General features: G+C 64.2%; 10 protein-coding genes. 6 read left to right on the top strand and 4 right to left on the bottom strand.

Features of this window, described 5'->3' with window-relative positions; all coding sequences use genetic code 11:
- Positions 1-10: 10 nt before the first annotated feature.
- Positions 11-475 carry a GreA/GreB family elongation factor gene (locus tag BLV18_RS14135; protein ID WP_090359377.1) on the bottom strand — a complete coding sequence of 155 codons (465 nt, stop codon included), beginning with the start codon at positions 473-475 and terminating at the stop codon, positions 11-13.
- Positions 476-597: 122 nt separating this feature from the next.
- Between BLV18_RS14135 and earP the strand changes: the two genes are divergently transcribed.
- Both earP and BLV18_RS14125 read left to right on the top strand, forming a co-directional pair.
- On the top strand, positions 598-1740 hold the full coding sequence (gene earP, locus BLV18_RS14130; protein ID WP_090359375.1) for an elongation factor P maturation arginine rhamnosyltransferase EarP: 1143 nt from the start codon (positions 598-600) through the stop codon (positions 1738-1740).
- Between the two features lie 49 nt (positions 1741-1789).
- On the top strand, positions 1790-2359 hold the full coding sequence (locus BLV18_RS14125; protein WP_049858924.1) for an elongation factor P: 570 nt from the start codon (positions 1790-1792) through the stop codon (positions 2357-2359).
- Between the two features lie 103 nt (positions 2360-2462).
- Here the strand turns inward: BLV18_RS14125 and BLV18_RS14120 are convergent, their stop codons facing one another.
- A complete protein-coding gene (locus BLV18_RS14120) occupies positions 2463-4202 on the bottom strand; it encodes an IlvD/Edd family dehydratase (protein WP_090359373.1) in 1740 nt (579 codons plus the stop codon).
- A 214-nt stretch (positions 4203-4416) separates the two neighbouring features.
- Here BLV18_RS14120 and BLV18_RS14115 point away from each other — a divergent pair, with 214 nt between their 5' ends.
- From BLV18_RS14115 to BLV18_RS14100, 4 genes are all read left to right on the top strand, one after another.
- Positions 4417-5727 carry an MFS transporter gene (locus tag BLV18_RS14115; RefSeq protein ID WP_090359371.1) on the top strand — a complete coding sequence of 437 codons (1311 nt, stop codon included), beginning with the start codon at positions 4417-4419 and terminating at the stop codon, positions 5725-5727.
- 22 nt (positions 5728-5749) lie between these two features.
- Complete coding sequence (gene araD1 / locus BLV18_RS14110; protein ID WP_090359369.1) at positions 5750-6739, top strand: AraD1 family protein; 990 nt, start codon at positions 5750-5752, stop codon at positions 6737-6739.
- A 69-nt stretch (positions 6740-6808) separates the two neighbouring features.
- Positions 6809-7084, top strand: a complete 276-nt coding sequence (locus BLV18_RS14105) for a DUF5629 family protein (RefSeq protein ID WP_236707082.1) — start codon at positions 6809-6811, stop codon at positions 7082-7084.
- A 106-nt stretch (positions 7085-7190) separates the two neighbouring features.
- Positions 7191-8351, top strand: coding sequence for a lactonase family protein (locus tag BLV18_RS14100; protein ID WP_090359367.1), 1161 nt, complete (start codon positions 7191-7193; stop codon positions 8349-8351).
- Between the two features lie 54 nt (positions 8352-8405).
- Here BLV18_RS14100 and BLV18_RS14095 read toward each other — a convergent pair whose 3' ends face one another.
- On the bottom strand, positions 8406-12038 hold the full coding sequence (locus BLV18_RS14095; RefSeq protein ID WP_090359364.1) for an AAA family ATPase: 3633 nt from the start codon (positions 12036-12038) through the stop codon (positions 8406-8408).
- Positions 12035-13276, bottom strand: a complete 1242-nt coding sequence (locus BLV18_RS14090) for an exonuclease SbcCD subunit D C-terminal domain-containing protein (RefSeq protein ID WP_090359363.1) — start codon at positions 13274-13276, stop codon at positions 12035-12037. Before BLV18_RS14090 ends, BLV18_RS14095 begins: the two co-directional genes overlap by 4 nt.
- Positions 13277-13471 lie beyond the last annotated feature (195 nt).

The following is a 13471-nucleotide window of genomic DNA, read 5'->3' as shown; positions in this document are numbered from 1 at the left end:
GCACCATGCGTCAAATCACCTCGGTGATGACCTGAACGTTGCCGCCCATGCTGACCTCATCGTCCACCTCTTTGCCCAACAGGCTTTGCCCCAGCGGCGAGCGTGGGGTGATGACCATGACCGGGCAGCCTTCGAACTCAAGCTTCAACCCCGCCGCATCCGGACCTAGAAAAAACCACTGGCGCGCACCAGTTGCCGATTCCAGCGTCACCAGCGCGCCCAGCTCGATTCCCGTCCGAAAATCACGCAACTGCAACGCACGAAACTTCGCCAGCCCCTGGCGAATCTCCTCCATTCGCCGCGCCTGTCCGGTGGCCAGGTAGGACGCTTCCAGCCCCAGCGTGTCGTATCTGTTCTCGGCCACGCTCTCTTCGTGGGTGGCGGTTTCGTAGGCCGTCTGGGCAGCCCGCTGGGCCACATCCAGGTCCAGGGTCAGGCGTTCGATGATCGATTGCAGAAGGGCAGGCTTGTTCATGGGCAGACTGATGATTGGGGCGAGCGCACGATTGTCGCACGAACCGCCTTTAATGCTTCTGTGTGCCGGTGTTTATGCGGACAATAGCGCGCTTTGTGTAACCGTTTGCGTTGGAGTCAGCCATGAAGGCCACCTGGGACGTTTTCTGTACGGTCGTGGACAACTACGGCGACATTGGTATCACTTGGCGCCTGGCCCGGCAGCTGCAGGTCGAGCACGGCATGCAGGTTCGTCTGTGGGTAGACGACCTGGTGCCGTTCGCCCGCCTGTGGCCTGCGGCGAACGCCGAGCAGGCGCAGCAGTGGCACGACGGCGTCGAAGTCCGGCATTGGAGTGGCGAATGGCAAGCGACCGAGGTCGCCGACGTAGTGGTGGGGGCCTTCGCCTGCAAGCTGCCGCCCGAATACGTCGACGCGATGGCGGCCCGCAGCCCGAAACCGTTGTGGTTGAACCTCGATTACCTGAGCGCCGAAACCTGGGTCGATGGCTGCCACGGCCTGCCGTCGCCGCAGCCGGGCGGGCTGCGCAAGTACTTCTTCTTCCCCGGCTTCACCACGGGGACCGGTGGCCTGCTGCGCGAAGCCGGGCTGATCGAGCGGCGCGAGGCTTTCCAGGCCGATCCTGCGGCGCGTCAGGCGTTTCTCGCAGGAGTGGGCGTGGAGCCCGAACCGGGGGCGCGCTTGCTGTCCCTGTTCGCCTACGAGCACAGCGGCCTGGCCTCATGGCTGGACGCGCTGGCTGACGATACGCGCAGCAACCATCTGCTGGTCCCCGAAGGACGAGTGCTGGCCGATGTACGGCAATGGCTGGGCGACGCTTCCCTGGAGGTCGGCAGCCAGGTGCAACGAGGCAGCCTGAAGGTCCAGGTGTTGCCGTTCGTCCGCCAGAGCGAATATGACCGGCTGCTGTGGTGCTGCGATTTCAATGCCGTGCGCGGCGAAGATTCCTTCGTTCGCGCCCAGTGGGCCGCCGCGCCGATGGTCTGGCACATCTATGTGCAGGAAGAATACGCCCACTGGGAAAAGCTCGAAGCGTTCCTCGATCGCTACGGCGAAGGCCTGTCGCCCGCGGCCTATGCGGCGCTGCGCGGACTGTGGCGGGCCTGGAACCAGAGCGTGGAGGGCGCCGACATCGGCCCGGCGTGGCGCGAGGCCCTCGAACACTGGCCGGAACTGGTCGCGCACGCGCGTCAATGGTGCGCGCTACAGGCCGCACAAGCTGATCTTGCGACGGCGCTGGTGCAGTTTTACCGAAATTGGCTATGATACGCGGCCTAGATTTTTGTAAATCACCATCCAAATTCGGATATTCGTAATGAAAACTGGTAAAGAACTGAAACCCGGTACCGTGATCCGTATCGACAACGACCCTTGGCTGGTTCAGAAAGCTGAATTCACCAAGTCGGGCCGTAACAGCGCGATCATGAAGACCAAGCTGAAGAACCTGCTGACCGGCTACAAGACCGAAACCGTCTACAGTGCCGACGACAAGCTGGATGACGTGATCCTGGACCGCAAGGAAGCGACCCTGTCGTTCATCAGCGGTGACAGCTACACGTTCATGGATACCACCGACTACACCATGTATGAACTGAACGCCGAAGACATCGAAGCCGTTCTGCCATTCGTTGAAGAAGGCATGACCGACGTCTGCGAAGCCGTGTTCTTCGAAGAGCGTCTGGTCAGCGTAGAGCTGCCGACCACCATCGTGCGTCAGGTCGACTACACCGAAGGTTCCGCTCGCGGCGACACGTCGGGCAAGGTCATGAAGCCTGCCAAACTCAAGAACGGTACCGAGCTGAGCGTTGCGGACTTCATCGAGATCGGCGACATGATCGAGATCGACACCCGTGAAGGCGGTTCGTACAAAGGTCGCGCCAAGTAAGCTTCATGCCTGCTTGATAGCGATGCAAAAACCCGACCTCGAGTCGGGTTTTTTTATGGGTGAAGGCAGGTATCGAGAAGAGCCTTGCGTTACTACCCCGTATTCAATGCGAATGCCGCGGCACCTCGGACCCCCTGCACCCGACCAGGAAATCGAAGTCGCAGCCCTGGTCGGCCTGCATCACGTGGTCGATGTACAACTGCCGGTAGCCGCCCACCAGTAACGATTGCGCCGGTGCCTGCCAGTCAGCCAGGCGGGCCTGCAGTTCGCTGTCGGGGATGTCCAGGTGCAAGCGCCCGCTGGCGCAATCGAGCTCGATGTAATCGCCTTCGCGGACCACCGCCAACGGCCCGCCGGCGGCGGCTTCCGGCGCCACGTGCAGGACTACCGTGCCGTAGGCAGTACCGCTCATGCGCGCATCGGAAATGCGCACCATGTCGGTGACTCCTTGCGCCAGCAGCTTGGCCGGCAGGCCCATGTTGCCGACCTCGGCCATGCCCGGATAACCCTTGGGCCCACAGTTCTTCATGACCAGGATGGAGCTGGCGTCCACGTCCAGGTCTGGATCGTTGATGCGCGCCTTGTACATGTCGAAGTCCTCGAACACCACCGCGCGACCGCGATGGGTCATCAGCGCAGGAGTGGCGGCCGAGGGCTTGAGCACCGCTCCTAGCGGCGCCAGGTTACCGCGCAACACGCAGATGCCACCGTCGGCCACCAAGGGGTTGTCGATGGCGCGGATCACTTCGTCCTCGCCATAGATCGGCGAGTTCTGCACGTTCTGCCACAACGTCTGACCGTTGACCGTCAAGGCATCCGGGTTGGGGATCAGATTGTTTTCCCCCAGGCGGCGCAGAACGGCCGGCAGACCACCGGCATAGTAGAACTCCTCCATCAAAAAACGCCCCGACGGCTGCAGGTCGACCAGGGTGGGGGTGCCGCGGCCGATGCGCGTCCAGTCGTCGAGCTCCAGGTCCACGCCGATCCGGCCGGCGATGGCCTTGAGGTGGATCACCGCATTGGTCGAGCCGCCGATGGCCGCGTTGACCCGAATGGCGTTTTCGAACGCCTCCTTGGTAAGGATCTTCGACAGGCGCAGGTCTTCACGGACCATCTGCACCGCACGCATGCCCGACATGTGCGCGAGCACATAGCGACGCGAGTCCACTGCGGGAATGGCGGCGTTGTGCGGCAGCGAAGTGCCCAGCGCTTCGGCCATGCAGGCCATGGTCGAGGCGGTGCCCATGGTGTTGCAGGTGCCGGCCGAACGCGACATGCCGGCCTCGGCCGAGAGAAATTCGTCGAGGCTGATCTGGCCGGCTTTATATGACTCGTGCATCTGCCAGACGATGGTGCCGGCGCCGATGTCGCGGCCCTTGTGCTTGCCGTTGAGCATCGGCCCGCCGGTCACGACGATGGCCGGCACGTCGCAACTGGCCGCGCCCATCAGCAGGGCAGGGGTGGTCTTGTCACAGCCGGTGAGCAGTACCACGCCGTCGATCGGGTTGCCGCGGATCGCTTCCTCCACATCCATGCTGGCCAGGTTGCGGGTGAGCATCGCCGTGGGGCGCAGGTTGGACTCGCCGTTGGAGAACACCGGAAATTCCACAGGGAAGCCACCGGCCTCGATCACGCCGCGTTTGACGTGTTCGGCGATGGTGCGGAAGTGGGCGTTGCACGGCGTCAGCTCGGACCAGGTGTTGCAGATGCCGATGATGGGCTTGCCGTTGAATTGGTGATCGGCGATGCCCTGGTTCTTCATCCAGCTGCGGTACATGAAGCCGTTCTTGTCAGCCGTACCGAACCATTGGGCCGAGCGCAGGGTGGGTTTGTTGTCAGGCATGAGGGCTCTCTTATTGTAAGACTTGTTTTTGTGTATGCCCTCAAAATAGGCCATCGGATCGCCGATTGGAAGAGCTTGTGAAGCAAATAGTAATACTATAAAGTCGATTTCAGTGAGGGTTGAGCGTCGTTTCAGGTCCCCCGAAAAGGGCGACGGGCGCTGTGGCCTTCCCACCCAAAACAAGCATAAAAACAAGAAAGTGGAGATCGATCCCATGAGCCAGGAACTCGGGCTTATACGCCGCATCACCTTCAAATTGATCCCGTTCCTGATTCTGCTGTACCTGATCGCCTACGTGGATCGCTCCGCAGTGGGCTTCGCCAAGCTGCACATGGGCGCGGACGTGGGCATCGGCGACGCCGCCTACGGCTTGGGTGCAGGGCTGTTCTTCATTGGCTACTTTCTGCTGGAAATCCCCAGCAACCTGATGCTCGAACGCTTCGGCGCCCGTCGCTGGTTCGCCCGCATCATGATCACCTGGGGCGCCATCACCATCGGCATGGCGTTCGTGCAGGGCCCGCACAGCTTCTATGTCATGCGCTTCCTGCTGGGGGCGGCCGAAGCCGGCTTCTTTCCTGGCGTGCTGTACTACATCACGCAGTGGTTCCCGGTCCGTCACCGCGGCAAGATCCTGGGTCTGTTCATTCTGTCCCAACCCATCGCCATGATGATCACCGGGCCTGTGTCCGGCGCTTTGCTGGGCCTGGACGGCGTGCTCGGCCTGCACGGCTGGCAGTGGTTGTTCATCGTCATCGGCACACCGGCCATCCTGCTGACCTGGCCGGTGCTGCGCTGGCTGCCCGATGGCCCGCAGCAGGTCAAATGGATGAACCAGGCTGAGAAAGACTGGCTGGCCACTGAACTGCAGAACGACCTGCAAGCCTATGGCCAGACCCGCCACGGCAACCCGCTGCATGCGCTCAAGGACTTCCGCGTGCTGCTGCTGGCGTTGTTCTACCTGCCGGTGACCTTGAGCATCTACGGTCTGGGCCTGTGGTTGCCGACCTTGATCAAGCAATTCGGCGGCAGCGACCTGACCACCGGATTCGTGTCTTCGGTGCCGTATGTGTTCGGCATCATCGGCCTGTTGCTCATCCCGCGCAGCTCGGATCGTCTCAACGATCGCTACGGCCATCTGGCGGTGCTGTACGTGCTGGGCGCAATCGGTCTGTTTCTCAGCGCCTGGCTGAGCCTGCCGGCGGCGCAACTGGCAGCTCTGTGTTTGGTGGCGTTCAGCCTGTTCTCCTGCACGGCGGTGTTCTGGACCCTGCCGGGCCGCTTCTTTGCCGGGGCCAGTGCGGCGGCCGGCATTGCCCTGATCAACTCGGTGGGCAACCTGGGCGGCTACATCGGGCCGTTCGTGATCGGCGCGCTCAAGGAGTACACCGGTAACCTGGCCAGCGGCCTGTATTTTCTCAGCGGCGTGATGGTGTTCGGGCTGGTGCTGACCGCAGTGGTCTACCAGTTGCTGGAGCGCCGTCACGTGCTGCCGGCCGATGCGTTCGCCGCCAGCGCCCGTTCTTGAACCCAGCAAAAGGAAGTTCGTCATGCATCTGGTGCAATTTGAATTGAACAACGGTCAACGTCGTGTCGGTCTGGTCGACGGCGATCGGGTCCATGAAGTGCGCGGCGCGAACAGCGTCCGTGAACTGGCTTTGGCCGCCATCGCCGCAGGCCATGGCCTGGCCCAGGCAGTGGATGGCTGCGGTCTGGGTGAGCAGCACGACTACCCGCAGTTGCTCGAAGAGGCGCGTATTCTGCCGCCGCTGGATCACCCCGATCCGGCGCACATGCTGGTGACCGGCACCGGCCTGACCCACCTGGGCAGTGCCGCCACCCGCGACAAGATGCACCAGCACAGCGCCGACACGGCAGTCACCGACAGCATGAAGATATTCCAGTGGGGTGTGGAGGGCGGCAAGCCTGCCGCAGGCCAGCCTGGGGTGCAGCCGGAGTGGTTCTACAAGGGCGACGGCAGCATCGTCGTGCGGCCCGGCCAGGCGTTCCCCGTTCCGCCCTTCGCTGAAGACGCCGGCGAAGAGCCCGAGCTGGGTGGGCTGTACGTGATCGGCCCGGACCGCCACCCGTATCGCTTGGGATTCGCCCTGGGCAACGAATTCTCCGACCATGTGATGGAACGCAAGAACTACCTCTACCTGGCCCATTCCAAGTTGCGCAGTTGCAGCTATGGTCCGGAGCTGCGCGTGGGCGAGCTGCCCGAGCACCTGTCCGGTACCAGCCGTATCCGGCGGGCTGGCGAGGTGATCTGGGAAAAGGAATTTCTCAGTGGCGAAGCGAACATGTGCCACAGCTTCGACAACCTCGAGTACCACCATTTCAAGTACGCGCAGTTCCTCAATCCCGGCGACGTGCACATTCACTTCTTCGGCACGGCCACGCTGTCGTTCGCCGATGGCCTCGCCACCCAGGTGGGTGATCGCTTCGAAATCAGCCTACCGGAGTTCGGCGCACCGTTGGTGAACAGCGTTGGCCAGGCAGAGCAAGCGTTCGCTCCAGGCACCGTGGGCGTCCTGTAGGGGCGCGACAGCAGGCCAGAAGGATGCATCGCAGGTATCATGGTCCGACTTTACCCAGGAGGTCCGACCATGACCCTGCCCACCGCGCTAGAAACCTGCGACATGCTGCTGATCGACACGCTGCATGCCTTCGACTTCTCCTTCGACGAAGAGCAGACCCTGCACATCGAATGCATGGACGGCCGCGAGCTCAAGCGTTGGGCGTTTACCCTGGCTGAGCAGCAGGCTGCTCAGCCAGGTGCCGAGCCCGACAGCTTCGTTATTACTCGCGACGGCACGTCCCACACCTTGACTTGCCTCAGTGCCTTTTCGGCCCGCGACGAAGACGATGAAACCCAGGCGTGAACACGGCGGTCTGTAAAGTCCGATCCACGTTCGCTCCTGCTGCCGCAACAACATTCAGCGCCATGCAAGATCGGCCACACACACAAGAGGCTTCGGAGAAACCTTCATGAAGCGAGTTCTGCTATCCATGCTTGTCAACGGCTTGGCCCTGACATCCCTGCACGCCACTGCAGCCGAAAAATATGACCTGCTGGTGGGCACCTACACCCAGGGTTCCAGCGAAGGCATCTACCGCTATGCCTTCGACAGCACTACCGGCCAGATCGAGGCCCAGCCTCGGCAGACGGTCAAGAGTTCCAACCCGTCCTGGCTGACCTTGTCCCAGGACCAGCGTCGCCTGTTCGTGGTCAATGAAAACGGCCCCGGCCAGAAAGACGTAATTGGCAAGGTCACCAGCTTCACCGTGGACGGCAGGACCCACGACATCCGTCAGGTCAATCAGGTGGCCACCAGCGGCGACGAGCCGACCCATTCCAGCCTGAGCCAGGACGGGCGCCATCTGTTCGTCGCCAACTATGCCGTCAGTGCCAATCCGGGCGGCAGCCTGAGCGTGCTGAATGTGGCCGAAGACGGCACCCTCAGTAACGTCGTACAGGAGCTCAAGCACGTCGCCAGCCAGGTCAACCCCGAGCGCCAAGCCGGGCCCCACGTCCACTCGGTGGTGTCGCTGCCGCCTTCGGGGCGTTATGTCTATGCCAGCGACCTCGGCGCTGACCGGGTCTACGTTTACCGTTACGAGCCCAAGTCCGCTGAGCGTCCGCTGGTGCCCGCTCAACCGGCCTCGGTGCAACTGCCGGACGGCAGTGGTCCGCGTCACCTGCTGTTCAGTCGTGATGGCAAGCATGCCTACCTGACACTGGAGATGAGCGGTCAACTGGCCATGTTCGACGTCAAAGATGGCAACCTCGTACGCCAGCAGCTGCTCGAACTGGGCACCGTCGGCAAGGAAAGCGCCAGCGGCGCCTTGCACCTGTCTGCCGATGGTCGCTTCCTCTACGTGAGCAACCGTGGCACGGCCAACCAGATGCTGGTGTTCAGCGTCGACCCTGGCACCGGCCATCTCAAGGAGATCCAGCGTCGGCATGTGGACGGCGATCACCCACGCGAGTTCGCCCTCGACCCCACCGGTCACTTCCTGTTGATCGCCAACCAGAAGAGCAACCAGATCACCGTGCTCAAGCGCGACGCCAGCACCGGGATGCTGGGTGAGACGGTACAGAGCTTCAAGCAGGACGCGCCGTCGGACCTGAAATTCCTGACTCAGTAACACGCTCCAGCCAACCCGGCGTGCCAGGCACGCCGCGTTGTCCGGGTCAGGGCGCTAGCCGCTGACCTCGACGCTGCTCAGCCCATTGCCCAAACGCCGGACTTGAATCTGCACCGGGATGCGTTCGTGCATCTCCTGCACGTGGGAAATCACCGCCACCTTGCGGCCCTGCGCCTGCAGGCCATCGAGTGCGTCCATCGCCAGTTGCAGCGATTCGGGATCGAGGCTGCCGAAGCCTTCGTCGATGAACAGCGACTCGATGCGCAGCGTGCTCGACGCCATCGACGCCAGCCCCAGGGCCAGTGCCAGCGACACCAGAAAGGTTTCCCCGCCTGACAACGAATGCACCGAGCGCAGTTCGTCGCCCATTTCGGTGTCCAGCACCAACAGCCCGAGCATGCTGCCGCCGCGCTTGAGGCGGTAGCGGCGCACCAGCTGACGCAGTTGCACGTTGGCGTGATGCACCAGCAGGTCGAGGTTGTAGGCCTGGGCGATCTTGCGGAAGCGATCGCCCTCGGCCGAACCGATCAGTGCCGCCAATCGCGCCCAGCGATGGTAGTGTGCGTCAGCCTCGGCAATCTGCGCCTGCAGGGCCTGGTTAGCGCTGTGCCGGCGCTGGTCTTCGGCTTGCCGGGCGCGTAGCTCGGCGCAGTGGTGCTCCTGCCGTTCGACGTCCATCAGCAGGGTGGCGTGCTGTGCGTCCAGTGCCTCGGCACTGGCGATCGCGTCGACCTGTGCCTGATGAGCCTGCTGGCGCTGCTCGCGTTCGTGCAAGCGGATGCGCGCCTGTTCCAGGGTTTTTTCCGTGGTCTGCAGGCGGCTGCGCAGCTCATCGACCTGGGGTTCATCGATGGCGAGCAGTGCCTGCAACCCGTCGTCGTCCAGCTGAGGACGCTGCTCGCGCCAGGCGTGCAGGGCCTGCTGCACGTCAGCCAGGGTTTGCTGCAATTGGGCCTGCTGCGCAGTGTCGGCCTCCAGGGCGCTGGCGGTCTGCACTGTCTGGGTTCGGAGATCCTGTTGTTGGCGGTCGACCTGCCGTTCCTGCTCGCGCGCCGTCTCGACCTGATCGTGCAAGGCCGTCTGCCAGGCGGTCGCCTGGGCATGCTCGCCCAGCAATTCGCGTAGCCGTGCCTCGCAGGTCTGCAGTTGCGTGGACAGCGCCTCGACCCGCTGGCGTTGCTGCTCGCAGTCGGCCTGCTGCCGCGCATGCTCGCTGCGGGCCTGTTCGATGCGTCGCGCACGGGCGTCGAACTCCGACTGTTCTTCATCGCGCTGCTCGACCTGGGCCAGGCGCTCGGCGATGTTCTGCTCCAAGGCCATGAACGTCTGCGCCGGGTGTTCGCGCAGGGCCTGCAGGCGAGCGGCGGGCAACTGACTGGCCAGCGCCTGTAACTCGTCGTCGAGCCGCTGCTGATCGGCGTCCAGGTGGGACTGATGCGCCTGCAGTGTCTGCTGCGCCTGCTGGCTGGCTTCCCTGGCCTGCGCCACGGCGCGCTGCAGGGCGGTCGCCTGCTGTTGCAAGGCCAGCAGGCTGTTCTGCTGACGTTCATCCTCGTCGATCAGACGCGTGTGGTTGGCCAGGGTGTCGCGCAGCCAGTGCGCCGGCTGCTCGGCGTCGCTCAGGGCAGGGTAAAGCGGATGCCCGGCCAGCTCGGCGTCACCTGGCTGGTCGAGCCATTGTTGCTCCTGCGCCTTGAGCTGCTTGTGCTGCTCGATCAGCGCGCCGACTTCGGTACGCAGCTCGACCAGGCGTTCGGACAGCGGCTTCAACGCAGCGCGGGCGCGTTGCTCTTCATCGTCATCGTGCGCCGACAGCGCCTGCAACAGCGCCTCCGGCGCATGATAGGGGTGCTCGACACTGCCGCAGACCGGACAGGGCTGCTCGGGCTGCAAGCGTTCGCGCAACTGTTCGACGCTTTCGCTGCGCGCCAGGCGCTGGCGTTCGAGCAGTTGCAGGGTCACCTTCAAGGCTTGCTCGGCCTGTTCGTGGGCCGCGCGGGCCTCCAGCCCCTGGGCGGTCAATTGCTCGCGACGGGCCAGCAAGTTGGCCTGCTGCTGGCGCCCTTGTTCGAGACGTTCCTGAACGGCGTTGCGCCGATGCCACAGCCGTTCCAGTTCCTGTACGCCGCGTAGCGCCAGGCGTTGCTGTTGCAGGCGCTGGGTCAGTTGCTGCAAGCGCTCGGGCAGTTCCTCGGCGCTGCATGGGGCATGCTCAAAGACGCGGGCAAGGTCGCTTTGATGCGCTTCCAGGCTCGTTTGTGTGGCGTGTGCCTGCGTCTGCAACTCTGGCAGTTCGATCTGGCCCTGGCGCAGGCGACTGCTCAGCGTCACCACTTGCTGCAGGCGCGGCAGGTAGGCGCTCCAGGTGGCGGCCAGCGGGGCCAGCTCGGCGCTGCGTTCGAGCGCGTCGGCGACCTGCTGCAGGCGTTCACCACTGTCGGCCTGTTGCTGCTCCATGCCCCGCAGCGCCTGCTCTGCGGACGAACGCTGCCGCTCGGCTTCGGCCAGCGCCGGACTCAGGGGTTCGAGCTCGGCCTGCAATCGGCTCCGGTTCGACTGTTCGTCGAAGGCCTGCTGCAACCGGGGCTGCGCTTGGGCCTGTTGCGCCAACGCCTGTTGCAGCGTGCGCCCGGCCTGCTCGCGTTGCTCGTCCAGGTGTTGCTGCTGCACCGCCTGCCGTTGCTGCCGCGAACGCGACAGCTCGATACGTTCGGCCAGGGGCTGGAGCTGGGTGCGCACTTCCTGCTCGCGGCTGAACAGGTAGCGTTGCGGTGCCAGCTGTTCGAGCATGTGCAACTGCAAACGCTGCTCGGCGCCTGCTTCCCATGCCTGGGATGCGTCTTGCACCTGCTGCCGTGCCGCCTGGCAGTCGTCGCTCAGGCGCCGGTCTTCGCCGTGCCACTGTTGTTGCTGCTCCACCTGCTTGAGGTGCGCCTGGTGCTGCCGCAGTTGCTCGCTGGCGGTGTGAAACTCCAGATCCAGCGCTTCGCGCGCTTCGGCGGCCAGTGGCGCGATACCGGTGGCCTGGTCCTGCCAGTGCTTGAGCTGCTCGCGGGCGTCGCGGCTCTTTTCGAAGGCGCGTTTGCCCAGGCGCGTATAGAGCGCAGTGTCGGTGAGCTTTTCCAGCAGTTCGCTGCGTTCGTTGTCGTCGGCCTTGAGAAAGGCACTGAACTCGCTCTGCGCCAGCATCACCGCACGGGTGAATTGCTCGAAGTTCAGCCCCAGGCGGGCTTCCAGCAGTTGCTTGTATTCCCCTTTCTGGCTGGCGAGCAACTGGTCATTGTCCAGATCGCGCAGCGACTGCCGGCTGTTCTGCAACTTGCCCGCCGGTTTGTCCCGTGCCCGGTTGGCCTCCCAGCGCGCGCGATAGCGACGACCGTCGACGCCGAGGAAGTCCACTTCCGCATAGCCCGCCCCGGTACCCCGACTCAACAGGGTGCGCGGGTCGTAGCTGCCGATTTCACCGTCGGCGTCGGGCACCTTGGCACTTTGGGACGCATTGCCCAGGCGCGGTACGGCGCCGAACAGCGCCAGGCACAGGGCGTCGAGCAGCGTGCTCTTGCCCGCGCCGGTGGGGCCGGTGATGGCGAACAGACCGGCGCTGGCCAGCGGTTCGGCGGTGAAGTCCAGTTCGAACGGGCCCGCCAGCGAGGCGAGGTTCTTCAGGCGGATGGCCAGAATCTTCATGGGGTTTCGCCCTCCAGCTGCACTTCCTGCAACAACTGCGCGAAGTCGTCCAGGGTCTGTTCGTCCACCTCGCTGCCGTAGCTGTCGAGCCAGGCGCGGCTGAACAGTTCGTGGGGGCTGAGCTGGTCCAGCTCGATCAGGGCGCCGACATCCTCGTTGTCGGCGTTGATCCGCCCGGCGTACTCGGCAGCGATCCGCACCAGACGCACGGCCTTGCCTTGCAGCGCGGTTTCGATGTGCTGGCGAAGGTCCGGTTGCGGCTCGTCGAGTACCACCCGCACTTCCAGCCAGGGGTAGCCCAGCACATCGGCCAACAGGTCCACGTCCGGTAGTTGCTGCAACTGTTCGCGGACCTGCGGCAACGGCGCCGGGCCGATGCGCAGCAGGTCGACCGCACGCGGGATCAGGATCGGTTCCACGCTCACCAGCTGCTCGCCGGCGCACTCGATCTCGAGGATCTGGTGCGGGTACTCGATCTCGGAAAACGACAGCGGTATGGGCGAGCCGCTGTAGCGAATGCGTGATTCGCCGTTGACCTTCTGCGGCTTGTGCAGATGGCCCAGCGCAACGTAGCTGATGCTGGCGTCGAACAGGCTGGCCGGCAGGGCTTCGGCGCTGCCGATCACCAGGCTGCGCTCGGACTCCATCGACACCGAACCGCCCGCCATGTGCGCGTGGCTGATGGCGATCAGGGCCTGCCCCGGCGAGCGTCGGGCATTGGCAGCGGCGATCAGCGTCTCGTGCACCCGGGCGATGCCTTGCAGGTAATCCTCGCCCAGGGTTGCGCCGGTCACCTCGGCAGGGCGCAGGAAAGGCAGGGCCAGGCACCAGGCCTGCACCTGGCCATGGGCATCGGGCAGCGGCAGCAACAGCCGCTCGCTGTCGAGGCGGCCGTCTTCGAGCCACATCACCCGGCCCAGCGCATGGGTGCGCAGGCGGCGCATCAACGGCCCGGGCAATTCGATGCGCGAACCGGAGTCGTGGTTGCCGGCGATCATCACGATGGTCAGCTGCGGTTGTTGCTCGTGGGCGCTGACGATGAAGTTGTACAGCCGCTCCTGCGCCCGCACGGGCGGATTGACCGTGTCGAAGATGTCGCCCGCCACCAGCAGCACGTCGGGCTGGCGCTGGGCGAGCTGACGCAGCAGCCAGCGCAGGAAGCTTGCGTGTTCGAAGTCGCGCTCCTGACCGTGCAGGCTTTGGCCGAGGTGCCAGTCGGAGGTGTGGAACAGGCGCATGAAGGCTCCAGGGGGCAGGGAAGGCCGCCATGATAGCCGTTCGGTCCCGCGCTTCCCATGCGCCCGCTCGTGGCGGGATGTGACGGACCGATTTTTACGCTTTCTTTACGGCCAGGCCCGGGTATCGATCTCGCGCCTTTACACCCTGGCCTCGGAGAATGTCGGCAAGCGGCAGCCGCCGCGCCTGGAGATATT

This window comes from Pseudomonas coleopterorum (genome assembly GCF_900105555.1).
Lineage (GTDB): Bacteria > Pseudomonadota > Gammaproteobacteria > Pseudomonadales > Pseudomonadaceae > Aquipseudomonas > Aquipseudomonas coleopterorum.
The sequence above is the reverse complement of the archived record's forward strand: the minus strand, read 5'-3'. Positions and strand labels throughout refer to the sequence as shown.

Coding starts and splice junctions, on each gene's coding strand:
- BLV18_RS14135 (WP_090359377.1), bottom strand. CDS start 475: ATGAACAAGCCTGCCCTTCTGCAATCGATCATCGAACGCCTGACCCTG.
- earP (WP_090359375.1), top strand. CDS start 598: ATGAAGGCCACCTGGGACGTTTTCTGTACGGTCGTGGACAACTACGGC.
- BLV18_RS14125 (WP_049858924.1), top strand. CDS start 1,790: ATGAAAACTGGTAAAGAACTGAAACCCGGTACCGTGATCCGTATCGAC.
- BLV18_RS14120 (WP_090359373.1), bottom strand. CDS start 4,202: ATGCCTGACAACAAACCCACCCTGCGCTCGGCCCAATGGTTCGGTACG.
- BLV18_RS14115 (WP_090359371.1), top strand. CDS start 4,417: ATGAGCCAGGAACTCGGGCTTATACGCCGCATCACCTTCAAATTGATC.
- araD1 (WP_090359369.1), top strand. CDS start 5,750: ATGCATCTGGTGCAATTTGAATTGAACAACGGTCAACGTCGTGTCGGT.
- BLV18_RS14105 (WP_236707082.1), top strand. CDS start 6,809: ATGACCCTGCCCACCGCGCTAGAAACCTGCGACATGCTGCTGATCGAC.
- BLV18_RS14100 (WP_090359367.1), top strand. CDS start 7,191: ATGAAGCGAGTTCTGCTATCCATGCTTGTCAACGGCTTGGCCCTGACA.
- BLV18_RS14095 (WP_090359364.1), bottom strand. CDS start 12,038: ATGAAGATTCTGGCCATCCGCCTGAAGAACCTCGCCTCGCTGGCGGGC.
- BLV18_RS14090 (WP_090359363.1), bottom strand. CDS start 13,276: ATGCGCCTGTTCCACACCTCCGACTGGCACCTCGGCCAAAGCCTGCAC.